Here is an 18,454-nt window from a genome sequence, read left to right as displayed (position 1 = left end):
CCCGTTCTCCGGGCCTCCTCCGGCCCGCCCCGGTTCCGTCGGCGCAGTACCAGAAGGAACCTCATGGATCTTCAAACCTTTCTTCAGCAGTTCGTCAACGCGCTGTCGCTGGGCAGCCTGTATGCGTTGATCGCCATCGGCTACACGATGGTGTACGGCATCCTGCGCCTGATCAACTTCGCGCACGGCGACGTGTTCATGATCGGCGGCTACCTGGCTTTCTACGGCGCCAGCACGTTTTTCATGCCCTGGTGGCTGGCGGTCTGTCTGGCCATCGTGCTCACCACCGTCTTCGGCGTGGGGCTGGAGCGCGCCGCCTACCGCCCGCTGCGCGACTCGCCGCGCATCTCGATCATGATCAGCGCTATCGGCGCCTCGTTCCTCATCGAGAACCTGGCCATCGTGCTCTTCGATGCGCGCCCGAAGGCGTTCCCGGTCCCCGCCCTGTTCGCCGCCAACCACGTCATCGGCGGCGTGCACGTCGCCGCCGTCAGCCTGATCATCCCGGTGGTGACCGCCGCTCTGCTGGCGATCCTGCTGTGGATCGTGCACCGCACCAAGACGGGCATGGCCATGCGCGCCGTGTCCACCGACATCGAGGCGGCGCGCCTGATGGCCATCGACGTTGACCGCATCGTTTCCGTCACCTTCGCCATCGGCAGCGCGCTGGCGGCGATCGGCGGCATCATGTGGGCGTTGAAATACCCGCGCCTGGAACCGCTGATGGGCATCATGCCGGGCCTCAAATGCTTCATCGCCGCGGTCGTCGGCGGCATCGGCAGCATTGCCGGCGCGGTGCTCGGCGGCCTGCTGCTCGGGGTGATCGAGCTGATGACCATCGCCTTCCTGCCCGAACTCACCGGCTACAAGGACGCCTTCGCCTTCATCCTGTTGATCGTGGTCCTGCTGGTCAAGCCAACCGGTCTGCTGGGCAAGAACCAGGGGGAAAAAGTCTGATGGATACGCTGCGCAAGAAACCCATGAGCCGGGACACGGTGCTGACCCTCGTCGCCGCGCTGGCCGGCATCGCCCTGCTGTTCGTCTTCGAGGCGAACTTCGACCGCTTCACCATGCAGATCTTCAAGCTCTGCGCGATCAACATCATCCTGGCGCTGTCGCTCAACCTGATCAACGGCTTCACCGGGCTGTTCAGCCTGGGGCACGCCGGCTTCATGGCGGTCGGCGCCTACACCTGCTCGCTGCTGGCGATGACCGCCGACCAGAAGACGACCAACTTCGTCCTGCAGCCGATCGCGCCCTGGCTGCTCGACCTGCACCTGCCCTTCCTGCCCGCGCTGCTGGTCAGCGGCCTGGTCGCCGGCTTCATCGGCTGGTTCCTCGGCGTCGTCGCGCTGCGCCTGCGCGACGACTACCTGGCCATCGCCACGCTGGGCTTCTCGGAGATCATCCGCGTCGTGCTGACCAACGCGCAATCGATCACCAACGGTTCGCTCGGCCTGAAGGGCCTGCCGCGCTACACCACCATGTGGTGGGCCTGGGGCGCGGCGATCGCCACCACCCTGTTCCTGGTGCTGCTGATCAAGTCGAGCTACGGCCGGGCGTTCAAGTCGATCCGCGACAACGAGATCGCCTCCGAGGCGATGGGCGTCAACGTCTTCGGCATGAAGGTGCTGTCCTTCACCATCTCCAGCTTCCTCGCGGGCATCGCCGGCGGCCTGCTGGCGCACCACCTGACGACCATCGACCCCAAGCAGTTCATCTTCCTGAAGACCTTCGACATCCTGCTGATCGTGGTGCTCGGCGGCGTCGGCTCGATCACCGGCTCGGTCATCGCGGCCGTCGTGGTGACCATCGCCATGGAGGCGCTGCGCTTCCTCGACGGCCCGCTCAACTTCGGCTTCATGGTCACCAACGGCATCCCCGGCCTGCGCATGGTGTTCTTCTCGGCGCTGCTGATGATCGTGGTCATCTTCCGCCAGCAGGGGCTGATGGGCACCTCGGAATTCAGCTGGGACGCCCTGTCCCGCATCGGCCTGCTGCCCAAGCGCGGCGCCAAGGCCGGGAAAGGAATCGAATGATGGGCGCCCTGCTGCAAACCCGCGACGTCATCAAGCAGTTCGGCGGCCTGTCCGCGGTCACCGCGCTCAACATGACCGTCGAGGCCGGCGAGATCATCGGCCTGATCGGCCCGAACGGCGCCGGCAAGACCACCTCGTTCAACCTGATCACCGGGGTGTACAAGCCGACCAGCGGCCAGGTTTTCTTCGACGGCCGCGACATCACCGGCATGAAGCCGCACGCCATCACCCGCCTCGGGGTGGCGCGGACCTTCCAGAACATCCGCCTGTTCAAGGACATGAGCGTGCTCGAGAACGTGCTCGTGGCGCAGCACATGCGCATGGGCACCAACGTGTTCGAAGCCACGCTGCGCCTGCCCTCGTACATGAAAAAGGAGCGGCACATCCACGAACGCGCCCGCGCGCTGCTCGACGAAGTCGGCCTGATCCGCCACGAACGGGCCAAGGCCACCAGCCTGCCCTACGGCCAGCAGCGCCGGCTGGAGATCGCCCGTGCGCTGGCGACGGAACCGAAGCTGCTGTTCCTCGACGAGCCGGCCGCCGGCATGAACCCGCAGGAATCGGTCGAGCTGATGGAATTCATCCGCAAGATCCGCGACCAGTTCCAGCTCACCATCGTGCTCATCGAACACCACATGCAGGTGGTCATGGGCGTGTGCAAGCGCATGTACGTCCTCGACTACGGCGTCACCATCGCGCACGGCACGCCCGAGGAAATCCAGAACGATCCCAAGGTCATCGAGGCCTATCTGGGAGTGGAGTAAGCATGCTGTCGATCAAGAACCTCTCGGTCCACTACGGTGGCATCCACGCCCTGCGCGGCATCAGCCTCGACGTCCCGGCCGGCAAGATCGTCACCCTGATCGGCGCCAACGGCGCTGGCAAGAGCACCACGCTCAACTCGATCATGGGCCTGGTCCGGGCCGGCCGCGGCTCGGTCAGCTGGAACGGCAGGGAAATCCTCGGCACGCCGACCAAGGCCATCGTCGAATCGGGCATCGTGCTGGTGCCGGAAGGCCGGCGCGTCTTCCCCAACCTGACCGTCGACGAGAACCTCAGCCTCGGCGCCTACGCGCGCTCGAACAAGGACGAGGTGGAAGCCGACCGCGAGCGCGTCTTCAAGCTCTTTCCGCGCCTGAAGGAACGCCACAAGCAGAAGGCCGGCACCTTCTCGGGCGGTGAGCAGCAGATGCTGGCCGTCGGCCGCGCGCTGATGTCCAAGCCGACGGTGATGATGATGGACGAACCGTCGCTCGGCCTGGCGCCGCTGTTCGTCGGCATGATCTTCGACATCATCCGGCAGATCAACGCCGCCGGCGTCACCGTGCTGCTCGTCGAGCAGAACGCCAAGGCCGCGCTCGAAGTGGCCGACACCGGCTACGTCATGGAAACCGGCGCCATCACCTTCTCCGGCAACGGCAAGGACCTGCTGGTCGACGACCGCGTGCGCAAGGCCTACCTCGGCGAAGTCTGAGTGGCCGTACTTGCCGGAAAGTCGCGAGCGGATCGGTAAAATCGTCCGCGACCCTGTCGGAAAAGCTGACACACACCGCACATCCTTTCGAGGAACGGCTGACAGCCTCTTGTTTCCAAAGGATTTCATAAAATCCGGCGCCATTCTTGCTACATTTTCGAACAAAGCGTTGCAATTGCTTGTCGTACCACTCGCGCAATGGCGCGTTTTGGCATGCATGCCTCTCGGTCTTTGATGAAAGGAACGAACATGTCAGCCACCATCAAGGTCTTCTATGTCGGAGACAGGTGTTTCAGGCACGTCATGAGCAGCTATCACGATCAGGTCGAACTGCGCGACGAGGATGACGAGACGTTGCTGACCTACAGCGACAACGCCCGCGTGTTCGATCGCCACGGCCGGCTCGGCAGTCTGGAGATGGAGCATGTCGAGGAAGGGCTGCGCTGGGTGTATTACGATCTGCAGGTGGCGGCCCGCATCGTTCTCGGCCCTGATCTTCCTTCGGCGGCCGTCGAAGTGTCGAAACGCTACCTCGACGGTCGGCTGAGCGCCCCGCTGGACGAACCGCCGCCGTTGCCCGCCTAGCGCCGGCGGCGCATCCCGGCACCGGGGCGGAACGAACGCCCGGCCGCGTGCCGGCCGTTTGCCGGCAAAGGCTCCCGCCGTTGCTACAATCAACCGTACACCGCAACCATCCGTGGAGACCAGATCATGAAGAGATTCACCATCGCACTCACCGTCATCGCCTTCGCCGCCGGCAGCCTGGCCGGCTGCGCCAACATGGGCGAGACCGAACGCACGACCGGCACCGGCGCGGCGATCGGTGCCGTCGCGGGCGGGCTGCTCGGCGCGGCCACGGCGGGCGGGCACACCGGCCGCAGCGCGGCCACCGGGGCGGCGATCGGCGCGGCGATCGGCGCGGGTGGCGGCTATCTCTGGTCACGGCACATGCAGGAACAGAAGGCGACCATGGAACAGGCCACCCAGGGCACCGGCGTGAACGTCACCCAGACGGCGGACAACCGGCTCAAGCTGGAGATTCCGAGCGACGTCTCGTTCGACACCGGGCGCTACGACATCAAGCCGCAGCTGCGGCCCGTACTCGACCGCTTCGCCACCACGCTGAACCAGAATCCGGTCACCCACGTGACCATCGTCGGCCACACCGACAACACCGGCACCGACGCGATCAACCAGCCGCTGTCGGTCAATCGCGCCGCCGCCACGCGCGACTACCTCGTCGCCCGCGGCGTGGCGACGAACCGCATCGCCATCGACGGGCGCAGCTCGCGCGAACCGGTGGCCGACAACGCCACGGCGGCCGGCCGGGCGATGAACCGGCGCGTCGAGATCTTCGTCGCCGAAGCCGCGCGCTGACCGGGAGAAAGGCAGAAACCGGATTACCACGGCGACACGGCGGGCACGGCGAAAGGCAAGATTTTGCTTTTCGCCGTGCCCGCCGTGTTCGTTGTGGTTAATACGTTCTTCCGCAAAACACGCAGGGCCATCGCCCGCACGCGCGTTCCCTCCGGCCGGTGAAGTGCTCCGCCGAACGCCGTATAATCCCGTCACTTTTCACCCGCGTTTGACAGCGCCCGTCGGCAAGGCCGGACGAAACGTTCCGGCCTTTTGTCGTTTCGGCCGGACGGGCCGGTCGGAGTCCACCGAGTCATGAGCTACACCGCCGAATCCATTTCCGTGCTCAAAGGGCTGGAGCCCGTGCGCCATCGCCCCGGCATGTACACGCGCACGGACCACCCGCTGCACATCGTCCAGGAAGCCATCGACAACGCCGCCGACGAGGCGCTCGGCGGCTACTGCAAGCGTATCACCGTCGTCCTGCACGCCGACGGCTCGGTCACCGTGCAGGACGATGGGCGCGGCATCCCGGTGGAAATCCACCCGGTCGAGGGCGTGCCGACGGTCGAGGTGGTGTTCACCCAGCTGCACGCCGGCGGCAAGTTCAACAAGAACGACGGCAGTTCCGCCTACCGCTTCTCGGGCGGCCTGCACGGCGTCGGCGTGTCGGTGACCAACGCCCTGTCCACCCGGCTGGAGGTCGAGGTGGTGCGCGACGGCGGCCGCCATCGCATCGTCTTCTCCGGCGGCGCCGTCGTCGAACCGCTGGCGCGTGTCGGCGATACCGGCAAACGCGCCAGCGGCACCAAGGTGCGCATCTGGCCGGACGCGCAGTTCTTCGATTCCCCGCAGCTGCCGCTGCCCGAGCTCGAACGCCTGCTGCGCAGCAAGGCCGTGCTGCTGCCCGGCCTCGAAATATCCCTGGCGGTCAACGGCGGGGAAACGAAGACCTGGCGCTTCGAGAGCGGCATGCAGCAATACCTCGCCGAGCAGGTCGAGGGCGAGCCCGCCGGGCCGATCTTCGCCGCCGAAAAGTACGCCGCCGCCGGCGACGAGAACTTCCCGGCCGGCGCCGGCGCCGCCTGGGCGCTATGCTGGAGCGGCGAAGGCAATCTCGCGCGCGAATCCTACGTCAACCTGATCCCGACGCCGGCCGGCGGCACGCACGAGACCGGGCTACGGCAGGCCGCCTTCGACGCGGTCAAGGGCTTCGCCGAGCACCACGCGCTGCTGCCCAAGGGCGTCAAGCTCGCCGCCGAGGACGTGTTCTCGCGCCTCTCCTTCGTCCTCGCCGCGCGCGTGCTCGACCCCTCGTTCCAGGGGCAGACCAAGGAGCGGCTGAACTCGCGCGACGCCGTCGCGCTGGTCGCCCGCATGCTGCGCGATCCGCTCGAACTGTGGCTCAACGAACATCCGGACGACGCCAGGAAGATCGCCGAACTGGCGATCAAGGCCGCGCAGGCCCGCTCGCGCGCCGGGCAGAAGGTCGAGAAGCGGAAGCAGTCCGGCGTCGCCATCCTGCCCGGCAAGCTCTCGGACTGCCAGAGCGAGGATCTGGCGCGCAACGAACTGTTCCTCGTCGAGGGCGACTCGGCCGGCGGCTCGGCCAAGTCCGGCCGCGACAAGGAGGTGCAAGCGATTCTTCCCTTGCGCGGCAAGGTGCTCAACACCTGGGAAGTCGAGCCCGGCAGCCTGTTCGCCAACCGCGAGGTGCACGACATCGCCGTGGCGCTCGGCATCGACCCGCACCTGCCCGACGCGCCCGACGCGGTGCTCGACAACCTGCGCTACGGCAAGGTGGTGATCATGACCGACGCCGACGTCAACGGCAGCCACATCCGCGTCCTGCTGTGCACGCTGTTCTACCGCCATTTCCCGAAGCTGATCGAGCACGGCCACCTGTATTTCGCACAGCCGCCGCTATACCGCCTCGACGTCCCGGCGCAGGGCAAGAAGCGTCCGCCGCGCAAGCTCTACGCGCTCGACGACGCCGAGCGCGAGGCCCTGCTCGACCGCGTGAAGCTGGACGGCATCAAGCCCGAAGCGGTGGACATCTCGCGTTTCAAGGGCCTCGGCGAGATGAACCCGGAGCAGCTCTGGGAAACCACCATGTCGCCTGACACCCGCCGTCTGGTGCGCGTGCGCCTGCCGCAGGACACCGAAGCCCGCCCGGTGATGAACATGCTGATGGCCCGCAACGAATCCGCCGGCCGGCGCGCGTGGATGGAAGCCAACGGGGCGCTGATCGGGGCGGAGCTCTAGCCGCCGGACGTTCGAGCGAATTGCATATGCCCAAAAAGGGCATTAACATGCCCAACATGGGTACAAAGTCCAATCCTTCACGTGCGCCGGCCCAGCCCATGGGGCTGGCCGACGCGCTGTTTTCCGGTACACAACAGCGGGTGCTGGGCTTGCTGTTCGGCCAGCCGGGGCGCAGTTTCTTCGCCACGGAAATCATCGGCCTGGCCGGTTCCGGCTCCGGCGCGGTGCAGCGCGAACTCAAGCGGCTCACCGCCTGCGGCCTGGTCACGAGCATGCGCCTCGGCAACCAGCGCCACTACCAGGCCAACCCGGCATCACCGCTGTTCGCCGCCTTGCACGACATCGTGATCAAGACCAGCGGCCTCGCCGAGCCGCTGCGCTCGGCGCTCTCGCCGCTCGCCGGCCGGCTGCTCGCCGCCTGCGTGTACGGTTCGGTGGCGACCGGTACGGACACGGCGGCCAGCGACATCGACGTGCTGCTGGTCGCCGAGGGGTTGACGCTGGAAGAGGCCTACGCGGCGCTCGCATCGGCCGAGCGGCGGCTGGCCCGCAAGATCAGCGTCACGCTCTACACGCCGGCCGAGTTTCAACGCCGCCAGGCCGACGGCAACGCCTTCCTGACCAAGGTCCTGGCCGGCCCCCTGATCCCGCTGCTGGGCGACGTCCATGCCCTTGCCTGAACTCGACAACCTGGTCCGCATCGGCAAGTTGAAGACGGAACCACCCGCGCCGAGCGAACTGGCCGGTCTGCTCCGTTCGGGCGGCGTGCGGCTGGCCGACGCGGAACGCGCGGCGCTGAGCGTGGAAAGCCGGTTCGACCTGGCGTACAACGCGGCGCACGCCTTTTCGCTGGCGGCCTTGCGCTGGCACGGCTACCGCTCGGAAAACCGCTATCTGGTTTTCCAGTCGCTGACGCATACCCTGAACCTGCCGGCCGCGCAGTGGCGGGTGCTCGACGACGCGCACCGCAAGCGCAACCTCGCCGAATACGAAGGCGACATCGACGTGGACGAGGCCTTGCTGGCCGCCCTGCTGCGCGTGACGAACGAAGTTTCGGGGCGCGTGCGCACCCTGCTCGCCACCCTGCCAGAAAGCTGATGGTCCACGCAGTCCGCCTAGCCCGCATCGGCGTTCGGTAGTAGACTGCCCGCTCTCGAACCAAAGGTCAGATGCGTCTGGCCTTTGCCGTTTCTGGATGAACGCTCATGCACGATACCCAAACACCCGATCTGTTCAACGACCGGACGCTCGCCCAGCCGCCGGCCCCGCCCGCGCCTCCCGCGCCGGTGCTCACCGCCGAGGACGACGGCGACAGCATCCTGCTGCACGAGACCGCCGCGCGCGACTACCTCGAATACGCCGTCGCCGTGGTCAAGGGCCGCGCGCTGCCGGACGTCAAGGACGGCCAGAAGCCGGTGCAGCGGCGCGTGCTCTTCGCCATGCACGAGCTCGGCCTCGCCGCCGGCGCCAAGCCGGTGAAGTCGGCGCGCGTGGTCGGCGACGTGATCGGCAAGTACCACCCGCACGGCGACACCTCGGCCTACGACGCGATGGTGCGCGTGGCGCAGCCGTTCTCGCTGCGCTACCCGCTGGTCGACGGCCAGGGCAATTTCGGCTCGCGCGACGGCGACAACGCGGCGGCCATGCGCTACACGGAAGCGCGCCTGACGCCGATCGCCGAACTGCTGCTTGGCGAGCTCGACGAAGGGACCGCCGACTTCCAGCCCAACTACGACGGCGCCTTCGACGAACCGGCGTTCCTGCCCGCCCGCCTGCCGTTCTCGCTGCTCAACGGCGCCTCCGGCATCGCCGTCGGCATGGCCACCGAGATCCCGCCGCACAACCTGCGCGAGATCGCCGACGCGGCGGTGTGCCTGATCCAGAATCCCCAGGCCGGCCTCACGGAGCTCATGCAGTACATCCCCGGCCCGGACTACCCCGGCGGCGGCCAGATCATCTCGCCCGCCGCCGAGATCGAGGCGGCCTACGCCAGCGGCCGCGGCAGCCTGCGCGTGCGCGCCCGCTACGAGTTCGAGGAACTGGCGCGCGGCGCCTGGCAGCTGGTGATCAAGGAACTGCCGCCCGGCGTCTCCAGCGCCAAGGTGCTGTCCGAAATCGGCGCGCTGATGAACCCGCAGCCCAAGCCGGGCAAGAAATCCGTCGAGCAGTCGGCGGCGCAGCTGAAAGCGCTGTTCGCCTCGCAGCTGGAGCGCGCGCGCGACGAGTCGGGCAAGGACGACGACATCCGCCTGGTCTTCGAGCCGGTCAGCTCGCGCCAGAACCGCGAGGAATTCGTCGCCCTGCTGCTCGCGCACACCAGCCTGGAGACCACGGCGCCGATCAACCTCGTCGCCGTCGGGCTCGACGGCCGGCCGTGCCAGAAGACGCTCGCCGAGCTGATCGGCGAATGGTGCCGCTTCCGCCTCACCACCGTGCGCCGGCGCAGCGAATTCCGCTTGAACAAGGCCAACGACCGCATCCACATCCTCGAAGGCCGGCACATCGTCTTCCTCAACATCGACGAGGTGATCCGCCTGATCCGCGAGTCCGACGAGCCGAAACCGGCGCTGATCGCGCGCTTCGACCTCTCCGACCGGCAGGCCGACGACATCCTGGAAATCCGCCTGCGCCAGCTGGCGCGGCTCGAAGGCATCAGGATCGAGCAGGAGCTCGAAAAGCTGCGCGCCGAGAAGGAAGAACTGGAAAAACTGCTGGCCAGCGACACGCTGCTGCGCCGGCTGGTGGTCAAGGAAATCAGGGCCGACGCCGCCAAACACGGCGACACGCGGCGCACGCTGATCGAAGCCTCGGCCATGGCCTCGCGCTCGGAAGTCGCCGCCGTCGCCGACGAACCGGTGACGCTGATCGTCTCCGAGAAGGGCTGGGCGCGCGTGCGCCAGGGCCACAACCTCGACCTCTCCGGCGTCGCCTACAAGGACGGCGACGGGCCGGGCGTCGCCTACGAATGCCGCTCGGTCGATTCGCTCGTCATCCTCTCCAATGAGGGCCGGGCGTTCACCGTGCCGATCGCCGCGCTGCCCGACGGGCGCGGCATGGGCGCGCCGCTGCCCTCGTTCGTCAACATGGGGAACAGCCGCATCGCGCATGTACTTACCGGCAAGCAGGAAGACGAATTCCTGATCGCCAAGACCTCCGGCACCGGCTTCATCTGTGCCTACGGCGATCTGCTCTCGCGCCAGCGGGCCGGCAAGGCCTTCCTGACCCTGGAGGACGGCGCCGCCATCCTGCCGCCCGCGCCCGTCGCGCGCGGCATGGATCACGTCGCGGCGCTCTCCGGCGACGGTCGCCTGCTGGTCTTCCCGCTCGACCAGATGAAGCGGCTCTCCGGCGGCAAGGGCGTGCAGATCATCGGCCTCAAGGGCAAGGAGACGCTGAAGTCGGTGATCGCCCTCCAGGGCCCGACCGTGCGCATTGCCGGCTCCTTCCGCAACCGGCCGAAGGAACTGCTTTCCGAAGACAAGCATCTCGGCCAGCGCGCGCGGCGCGGCGCGGCGGTCGGGCTGGTGAACAACCCGGTGATCGGCGGCCCGGAAACGGCGACGCCGGGACCGGCAGCGAACTGAACCCTCTGCATCCATCCGAGACGACCATGAGCCTGCGCATCATCATCACCGGCGGCACCTTCGACAAGCGCTACGACGCCATCCGCGGCCAGCTGACCTTCGCCGACACGCACCTGCCGGACATCCTCGCCCAGGTGCGCTGCAGCCTGCCGATCGAGCTGGAACTGAACCAGCTGATCGACAGCCTGGACATGCAGGACGAGAACCGCCAGCGGGTGCTCGACGCCTGCCGCCGCGCCGCCGAGCCGTTCATCGTCATCACCCACGGCACCGACACCATGGCCGAGACGGCCGGCGTGCTCGGGCGCGCCGCCGCGTCGGGCGACGCCGCACTGGCCGGCAAGCGCCTGGTGCTGACCGGCGCCATGGTGCCCTACTCGGTGTCCGGCAGCGACGCGCTGTTCAACCTCGGCAGCGCGATCGCGGCGGCGCAGCTCGTCCCGCCGGGCGTCTACATCGCCATGAACGGCCGCTGCTTCCCCTGGCACGCCGTGAGCAAGAACCGCGCGCGCGGCGTGTTCGAAGGCCAGCCGCTGCAGGCGCCGTAACCCTCCGCGCCGGCCCGCCGGCGCGTGCGTCCGCCGCCCGCTTTTCCAGCGCATTTCCGGCGGCAAAGCGCGTACAATCGGCAACCGCGCTGCGACGGGCGACAGAAAAGCGACGCGCCAATAGAAGGCCCGGGCGCGGCACGGCAGGCGGCAAGGCATCCGCAACGGAGCCATATCCAGACGCTATGACTCCACGCGCGAACCGTCGAGGCAAAGACGGAGCGCGAACGGTACCCGCCGCGCGCGGGCAGGCGGCCTTGGCGGGCGCCGACAAAAAAACCGGATCTCAAGGGAGCATCGCATGCTTGGAGGGGTAATGAAGAACCTGAAAATAGGCACCCGGCTGTTGACGGGCTTTCTGTTCATGGTCGTGCTGATCATCGGCATTTCCATCTTTTCCTATCTGGAGTTGCGGACGATCGAGGGGCAGGCGGACCAGATGGCGGCGGTGAACGCCAAGGCCTTCGCCCTGCTCGCCGGCGAAGGCAAGGACGTTCCCGCCGAACTGAAGAACCAGGCCGAAGCCAGCCACGGCAAGGCGCTGGCCGCCTACCGCTCGGCCGTCGCCAGCCTGGCCGCCGGCTGCACGCTGGCGGCGCTGGCGGCGATCGTGCTGGCCGTGCTGATCAGCCGCAGCATCATCGCCCCGCTGCGCCTCATGACCGGCATCATGCGCGACATCGCCGAGGGCGAAGGCGACCTGACCAAGAACATCTACCTGGACAGCAAGGACGAACTCGGCGAGCTCTCGAAGTGGTTCGACATGTTCATGGACAACATCCAGGAGGACATCACCCAGATCGGCAAGAGCACGCACCAGATCGCCGCGGCGGCCGAGCAGCTCCACGCCACGGCCGCGCAGATCGCCGCCGACGCCGCCGAGGTGTCGGAACAGGCCGAAAAGGTGGCGACGGCGGGCGAAGAGATGTCGGCCTCCTCCGGCGACATCGCGCGCAGCTGCGGCATGGCCGTGGAAAGCTCGCGGCTGGCCGGCGACGCCGCCCTGTCGGGCGCGCGGGTGGTCAACGAAACCATCGCCGTGATGAACAGCATCGCCGGGCGGGTCAAGGAAACGGCGGGCACGGTGGAAAACCTGGGCGGCCGCTCCGAGCAGATCGGCGCGATCGCCGGCACCATCCAGGAGATCGCCGACCAGACCAACCTGCTGGCGCTCAACGCCGCCATCGAGGCGGCCCGCGCCGGCGAACAGGGCCGCGGCTTCGCCGTGGTCGCCGACGAGGTGCGCAAGCTGGCCGAGCGCACGCGCAAGGCCACGGCCGAGATCAGCGAGATGATCCGCAGCATCCAGAGCGAGACCAAGGAGGCCGTCGCCGCCATGGAGACGGGCGTCAACGAAGTCACCCGGGGCAGCGCCAAGGCGGCCGAATCCGGCAACGCCCTGGCCCGCATCCTGGAGCAGATCAACCACGTGACCGAGCAGATCAACCAGGTCGCCCGGGCCGCCGAGGAACAGACCGCGGTGACCACCGAAATCAGCAACAACATGCACCAGATCACCGAGGTCGTGGCCCGCTCCTCCTCCGGCGCGCGCGAGACGACCAAGGCCGCCGACGGCTTGTCCGAGCAGGCCAGGGAACTCGACGGGATCGTCGGCCAGTTCAAGGTCTGACCGGCGGCCCCGCGCGGCCGCCGGCCATGACGCATGATTCCGGCCGCGCCGCCGGTCCGCCCCGGCAACGGCGGCCGGCCGGCGGCGTCCCGGGGCACGCCGGCTGACAGTGTCTTACGATTGCCGGCGCGTTTTTCTGCTAATCTGCAGACATTTTCGGCATCTCCGGAGGCGGGGCAGTTTCTTGGATAATCAATGGGCGCTCGAATCGGCCGGTTCCGACGGGAGTTGCACACAATTCCTGATCACCCGGCTTCCTTGCCAGATCGGCCGCAGCAAGGAAAATGACCTGGTGATCGCCAACCTGGGGCTGAGCCGCATCCATGCCTCGCTGACCCGCGACATCACCGGCCAGATGCGCCTCATCGACGAGAACAGCACCAACGGCACCTTCGTCAACCGCCACCGGGTCGAAGGCTACTGCCTGCTCAAGGAAGGCGACGTCATCCACTTCGCCAGCGCCGAGTTCAGGCTGCGCCTGATCCAGGTCGAACAGCCCAGCGTCCTGCCCTTCGACCAGATGCATACCATGGTCATGCCGGAGGATCGGCTGCTGTCCGAGCACTTCGCCTCGAACGAGGCCGAGTTCGACGAGCTGATCATGGGCCACGGCCTGTCGGGCGCGATCCAGCCGATCGTCAACGCCAAGACGCGCCGGGTCATCGGCTACGAACTGCTCGGGCGCGCCAATCACCCGCGCCTGCCGAAGACGCCGATCGAGCTGTTCAACCTGGCGGGCAGCATGAACCGCGAGGTGGACCTCAGCCTGGCCTTCCGCGAGTACGGCATCAGCCGGTTCGCCAAGCGCCTGCAGGGCAGCAAGCTGTTCATCAACGCGCATCCGAAGGAGATGTTCGGCGAGGTCTTTCTCGTCTCCCTCGAACGTTTGCGCCACTCGATGCCGGACCTGGAGATCGTGGTGGAAATCCACGAGTCGGCGGTGACCAACATCGACCAGCTGCGCGGCTTCGCCGACCGGCTGGCCGGCCTGGACATCCGTTTCGCCTACGACGATTTCGGCGCCGGGCAGGCGCGCCTGCTCGAACTCGCCGACGTGCCCGCGCACTTCGTCAAATTCGACATGTCGCTGATCCACGGCCTGCACAAGGCCGGGCCGCGCAAGCAGCAGGTGGTCCGGGACCTGGTGCAGATGGTGCTCTCCGCCGGCTCGATCCCGCTGGCCGAGGGCGTCGAGAGCGAGGAGGAAGCGAAAGCCTGCATCGCCATGGGCGTGCAGCTGATCCAGGGCTACCTCACCGGCGAGCCGATTCCGGAGGACGCGCTGTAAGGGCTCCGGGCTGCGCCAGCGCGGCGAGGATTTCGCGCAGCAGCCACCAGCAGCGCTCGACCGAACCGACCTCGACCGTCTCGCCGGGCGCGTGCGCGCCGCGGATCGTCGGACCGAAGGAGACCATGTCCATCCCCGGATACGTGCCGCCGATGAGGCCGCACTCCAGTCCGGCGTGGATCACCTCGATCGCCGGCACGCTGCCGAAGTTCGCGCGGTAAACCTCGCGGCACACGGCCAGCAGCGGCGAAGCCGGGTCCGGCGCCCAGCCGGGATAGTGTCCCGACGCCTCGGCGCCGCCGCCGGACAGCGCGAACAGGCTGACGATCTCCTCGGCGAGTTCCGCGCCGGCGCTGTCGACCAGCGAGCGCACCATGAAGCAGCATTCGCCGCCGTCCGGCGTCAACTCGACGACGCCGAGATTGTCCGAGGTCTCGACCACGCCCGGCACCTTCAGGCTCATGCGCCGGACGCCCTGCGGCGCCGCGTGCAGCGAGGCCAGCCACGCCGCCTGCCCGGCGGCGTCCAGCACGCGCGCGATCTCGTCGGGCGCGCCGGGTTCGCAGCTCAGGGCGACCTCGCCGTCGATCCCGGCCAGTTCGTCACGGCAGACGGCCTGCAGGCCGGCGAGCAGTGCGGCCACTTCCGTCGCCGCCGCGCGCGGCACGGCGACCACGGCGGACGCCTCGCGCGGCAGCGCGTTGCGCGCGGTGCCGCCGCGCAGCGCGGCGAGACGCAGCGGCCAGCGGCGCTCGACGTCGCGCAGCGCCCGCACCAGCAGCTTGATCGCGTTGCCGCGCCCCTCGTGGATGTTCACCCCCGAATGGCCGCCGCGCAGGCCGCGCACGTCGATGCGCAGCGCCACATGGCCGTCGGGCGGCGCCTCCGGCCGGCCCGCGCGCCGCACCTGCACGTTGATGCCGCCGGCGCAGCCGAGATAGAACTGCCCCCACTCCTCGGTGTCGAGATTGAGCAGCAGGCGGCCGGCCAGCGCGTCCGGATCGAGCCCGCGCGCGCCGCCCATGCCGGATTCCTCATCAACGGTGAACAGTGCTTCGAGCGGGCCGTGCGCCAGCGACTCGTCCTCCAGCACGGCCAGCATCAGCGCCGCGCCGATGCCGTTGTCCGCGCCGAGCGTGGTGTGTTCGGCCAGCACCCAGCCGTCGCGCAGGACGGGTTCGATCGGATCGCGCGTGAAGTCGTGCGGCGTGCCGGCGTTGGCCTGGCACACCATGTCCAGGTGCGCCTGCAGCACCACGCCCGGCGCCGATTCACGGCCGGCGCTCGCGCGCTTGCGCACGATCAGGTTGCCGGCGGCGTCGACGCTCGTCGCGAGGCCGCGCGCGTTGGCCCAGCCGAGCAGATGTTCGCGCAGCCGCGCCTCCCCCTTGGAGGGGCGCGGGATCGCGCAGAGCGTGGCGAAATGCGACCAGACGGCGGCGGGCTGCAGCCCGGCGAAGGCGGAGGAAAGCGTCATGGGGAGTTCCTGTCAGGCGATCGGGATTGGAAAAGAAACACGCGACGCCCGAGTTTACCGCTCCGCGTCCGGAGCGGCGCACGCGGCCGAAAATTCGGCCTTCATGGCAGCAGCGGTCGGCGCTTTTCCGCCCTGCGGGAGACGCCCGCGCCGGCGCCTTCCGACTGTGCGAACAAACCTATGTACACCACTTTGGTTTGCTGTATTCTGTCGCCCTTTTCGTGCCTTTACACAGAAAAACGTTTTCCGCACGGAAAGAGAATTCACCGTTTTTTGATGTACCCACTACTGGATCGGAGGACGTGTCGTGCCGGGTACAGCAGGCCCCCAATCGACCGACGTCCGGGATGCCTTACGCCCGGCTCCGATGCCACGCCGGGTTTTGTTTCCGCTCACACCGCGTCATTGCGCATTGCCAGCCAATCACATCCATTCAGGAGCAGTCATGCGATTTCCAACGAAACTACTGGGTGTCGTCCTACCCTTGTCGCTCATGCTTTCCGCGCCGGTCCAGGCGCGTGACTGGAACGCCATCAAGGATTCCGGCACGATCATCGCCGCCACCGAAGGCGCCTTTTATCCTTTCAACTATTTCGAAGGCTCGAAGCTGACCGGCTACGAGGTCGACGTCGCCGAAGCCGTGGCCAAGAAGCTGGGGCTCAAGATCGAATGGCGCGTGGTCTCCTTCGACGCGCAGCTGGCGTCGATCCGCCAGGACCGCTTCGACTTCGCCATCGCCTCGCACGGCTACACCGAGGAGCGCGCCAAGGCGGTCGATTTCGCCAGCCCGCACTACTGCACCGGCGGCCAGATCGCCGCGCCGAAGAACGGCGCCCTGACCGCGGCCGCGCTGAACGGCAAGACGGTCGGCGTGCAGCTCGCCACCAGCTACTACGACAACGCCAAGAAGATCCCCGGACTCAAGGAGCTGAAGACCTACAAGGCCGACCCGGAAGCGTTCTCGGCGCTGAAAGCCGGCAAGATCGACGCATGGATTTCCGACAAGTGGCTGATCCGGGCGACGATCGAAAAGAACGCCGACGCGAACATCGTTCCCGGCGAACAGATCTTCGTCGAGCGCGTCTCGGCGATCCTGCGCAAGAACAACAAGGAGTTCATCGACAAGTACAACGCGGCGCTGGCCGACCTGACCAAGGACGGCACGCTGGCGGCGCTCGGCCAGAAATACTTCAAGACGGACATCACCTGCCACTGACCGCGCCGTAGCACGAAAAAATGAACTGGACCAAGCAACACCCCGGCTGGACGATGTTCGGCGCCATGGTCGGCCTGCTCGTCTTCCTCTGGGGCATGGCCATTCCGCTGTCCGCCGCGCCGGCGCCGGTCGGGCCGGCCGCGCAGCAGTTCTCGGAAGGCGCGCGCATCACGGTGTGGCTGACGCTGATTGCCGGTTCGGTCGGAGTGGTGCTCGGCGTGCTGGCCGGGATCGGCAAGCTGTCCGGCTTTCCGCCGCTGCGCTGGCTGTGCGATTTCTACGTCTGGCTGATCCGCGGCACGCCGCTGCTCTTGCAGATCCTCTTCGTCTGGCTGGTGGTGCCCAGCGTCATGCCAGCCGGCGTCGACCTGTCGGACTTCGCCTGCGCCGCGATCGCCCTGTCGCTCAACATCGGCGCCTACAACACCGAGTGCGTGCGCGCCGGCATCCTCGCCGTGCCGCACGGGCAGGTCGAGGCGGCGCGGGCGCTGGGGCTGACCCAGTTCGAAACGTTCGTGGACATCGTCCTGCCGCAGAGCATGCGCGTGGCCCTGCCGGCGCTGGCCAACAACCTGGCGTCGCTGGTCAAGGACTCCTCGCTGGCCTACGCCATCAGCGTGGTCGAGCTGACCATGGTCGGCTACCGGGTGCAGGCGGAAAGCTACCAGCCGATCCCGGTGTTCCTCACCATCGCCACGATCTACCTGATCCTGACCACGGCCTTCACCACGCTGACCTCGGCGCTGGAGGCCAAGCTGGAGGTCGGCCAGAAGCGCTGAACGCCACGCCATGAACACGACCACGCCAAAACCCATCATCATCGCCCGCAACGTCGACAAGCATTTCGGCTCTTTCCAGGCGCTGCGCGACGTCTCGGCGGCCTTCGCCGAGGGGCAGGTCACAGCCATCGTCGGCCCGTCCGGGTCGGGCAAATCGACTTTCCTGCGCACGCTCAACCGCCTGGAAAAACACGACGGCGGCCAGATCGTCATCGACGGCATCGAGATCAGCGACGACCCGAAGAGCCTGAACGCCATCCGGCGCGAAGTGGGCATGGTCTTCCAGAGCTTCAACCTGTTCTCGCACCTGACCATCCTGCGCAACATCACCCTCGCGCCGATGCGCGTGCGCAAGACGGCGCGCGCCGAGGCCGAGGCCAAGGCGCTGGCGCTGCTCGAACGGGTCGGCCTGAAGAACCAGGCGCACAAGTACCCGGTGCAGCTTTCCGGCGGCCAGCAGCAGCGCGTCGCCATCGCCCGGGCGCTGGCCATGGACCCGAAGGTGCTGCTGTTCGACGAGCCGACCTCGGCGCTCGACCCGGAGATGGTCAACGAAGTCCTCACCGTCATGCGCGAGCTCGCGCACACCGGCATCACCATGCTGGTGGTCACGCATGAAATGGGCTTCGCCCGGGAAGTGGCCGACCGCGTGCTCTTCTTCGACGAGGGCGCGATCCTCGAGGACACCACGCCGCAGGCCTTCTTCACCAACCCCGACCATGAACGCGCGCAGGCGTTCCTGGCCCAGGTGCGGCACGGCTTCTGAAAATTCCAACGACGCAAGAACAATCGACAATC

At 67.6% G+C, this 18,454-nt stretch carries 17 protein-coding genes; 16 read left to right on the top strand and 1 reads right to left on the bottom strand.

Annotated elements, in window-relative coordinates; all coding sequences use genetic code 11:
- Positions 1-63: 63 nt before the first annotated feature.
- The 13 genes from QM701_RS17665 (at position 64) to QM701_RS17605 (ending at position 14,184) form a co-directional block, all read left to right on the top strand.
- On the top strand, positions 64-957 hold the full coding sequence (locus QM701_RS17665; protein ID WP_415168317.1) for a branched-chain amino acid ABC transporter permease: 894 nt from the start codon (positions 64-66) through the stop codon (positions 955-957).
- Positions 957-2,039 (top strand): branched-chain amino acid ABC transporter permease, encoded by a 1,083-nt coding sequence (locus tag QM701_RS17660; RefSeq protein WP_415168316.1) that lies wholly within the window; start codon positions 957-959, stop codon positions 2,037-2,039. The genes QM701_RS17665 and QM701_RS17660 overlap by 1 nt, the downstream gene beginning before the upstream one ends.
- Positions 2,039-2,803 (top strand): ABC transporter ATP-binding protein, encoded by a 765-nt coding sequence (locus QM701_RS17655; protein ID WP_415169428.1) that lies wholly within the window; start codon positions 2,039-2,041, stop codon positions 2,801-2,803. Before QM701_RS17660 ends, QM701_RS17655 begins: the two co-directional genes overlap by 1 nt.
- Before the next feature lie 2 nt (positions 2,804-2,805).
- Complete coding sequence (locus QM701_RS17650; protein WP_415168315.1) at positions 2,806-3,513, top strand: ABC transporter ATP-binding protein; 708 nt, start codon at positions 2,806-2,808, stop codon at positions 3,511-3,513.
- A 249-nt stretch (positions 3,514-3,762) separates the two neighbouring features.
- Complete coding sequence (locus QM701_RS17645) at positions 3,763-4,098, top strand: hypothetical protein (RefSeq protein WP_415168314.1); 336 nt, start codon at positions 3,763-3,765, stop codon at positions 4,096-4,098.
- Between the two features lie 126 nt (positions 4,099-4,224).
- Positions 4,225-4,890 carry an OmpA family protein gene (locus QM701_RS17640; protein ID WP_415168313.1) on the top strand — a complete coding sequence of 222 codons (666 nt, stop codon included), beginning with the start codon at positions 4,225-4,227 and terminating at the stop codon, positions 4,888-4,890.
- Positions 4,891-5,184: 294 nt separating this feature from the next.
- Positions 5,185-7,134, top strand: coding sequence for a DNA topoisomerase IV subunit B (parE, locus tag QM701_RS17635; protein ID WP_415168312.1), 1,950 nt, complete (start codon positions 5,185-5,187; stop codon positions 7,132-7,134).
- 56 nt (positions 7,135-7,190) lie between these two features.
- Positions 7,191-7,814: a nucleotidyltransferase domain-containing protein gene (locus QM701_RS17630; RefSeq protein ID WP_415168311.1), complete on the top strand. Its 624-nt coding sequence runs from the start codon at positions 7,191-7,193 to the stop codon at positions 7,812-7,814.
- The gene (locus QM701_RS17625; RefSeq protein ID WP_415168310.1) at positions 7,801-8,232 is read left to right on the top strand and encodes a hypothetical protein; all 432 of its coding nucleotides are present in this window, start codon (positions 7,801-7,803) and stop codon (positions 8,230-8,232) included. Before QM701_RS17630 ends, QM701_RS17625 begins: the two co-directional genes overlap by 14 nt.
- 107 nt (positions 8,233-8,339) lie before the next feature.
- Positions 8,340-10,718, top strand: a complete 2,379-nt coding sequence (gene parC, locus QM701_RS17620; protein ID WP_415168309.1) for a DNA topoisomerase IV subunit A — start codon at positions 8,340-8,342, stop codon at positions 10,716-10,718.
- A 26-nt stretch (positions 10,719-10,744) separates the two neighbouring features.
- Complete coding sequence (locus QM701_RS17615; RefSeq protein ID WP_415168308.1) at positions 10,745-11,266, top strand: asparaginase domain-containing protein; 522 nt, start codon at positions 10,745-10,747, stop codon at positions 11,264-11,266.
- A 316-nt stretch (positions 11,267-11,582) separates the two neighbouring features.
- Complete coding sequence (locus QM701_RS17610) at positions 11,583-12,896, top strand: methyl-accepting chemotaxis protein (protein ID WP_415168307.1); 1,314 nt, start codon at positions 11,583-11,585, stop codon at positions 12,894-12,896.
- A gap of 184 nt (positions 12,897-13,080) precedes the next feature.
- Positions 13,081-14,184, top strand: coding sequence for an EAL domain-containing protein (locus tag QM701_RS17605; protein ID WP_415168306.1), 1,104 nt, complete (start codon positions 13,081-13,083; stop codon positions 14,182-14,184).
- Here QM701_RS17605 and QM701_RS17600 read toward each other — a convergent pair.
- Positions 14,150-15,661: an aminoacyl-histidine dipeptidase gene (locus QM701_RS17600; protein WP_415168305.1), complete on the bottom strand. Its 1,512-nt coding sequence runs from the start codon at positions 15,659-15,661 to the stop codon at positions 14,150-14,152. The genes QM701_RS17605 and QM701_RS17600 overlap by 35 nt on opposite strands.
- A 445-nt stretch (positions 15,662-16,106) precedes the next feature.
- Here QM701_RS17600 and QM701_RS17595 point away from each other — a divergent pair, with 445 nt between their 5' ends.
- From QM701_RS17595 to QM701_RS17585, 3 genes are read left to right on the top strand one after another with little or no spacing between them, the layout of a single operon-like run.
- Entirely contained in the window at positions 16,107-16,877 is a 771-nt protein-coding gene (locus QM701_RS17595) for an ABC transporter substrate-binding protein (protein ID WP_415168304.1), read from the top strand.
- 20 nt (positions 16,878-16,897) lie between these two features.
- Positions 16,898-17,656 carry an amino acid ABC transporter permease gene (locus QM701_RS17590; protein WP_415168303.1) on the top strand — a complete coding sequence of 253 codons (759 nt, stop codon included), beginning with the start codon at positions 16,898-16,900 and terminating at the stop codon, positions 17,654-17,656.
- 34 nt (positions 17,657-17,690) lie between these two features.
- On the top strand, positions 17,691-18,422 hold the full coding sequence (locus QM701_RS17585; RefSeq protein WP_415169427.1) for an amino acid ABC transporter ATP-binding protein: 732 nt from the start codon (positions 17,691-17,693) through the stop codon (positions 18,420-18,422).
- Positions 18,423-18,454: the final 32 nt, after the last annotated feature.

This window comes from Propionivibrio sp. (assembly GCF_047602565.1).
In the GTDB taxonomy this organism is placed as follows: domain Bacteria; phylum Pseudomonadota; class Gammaproteobacteria; order Burkholderiales; family Rhodocyclaceae; genus Propionivibrio.
Note: the sequence above shows the minus strand (reverse complement) of the source record. Positions and strands in the feature narration are given on the sequence as shown.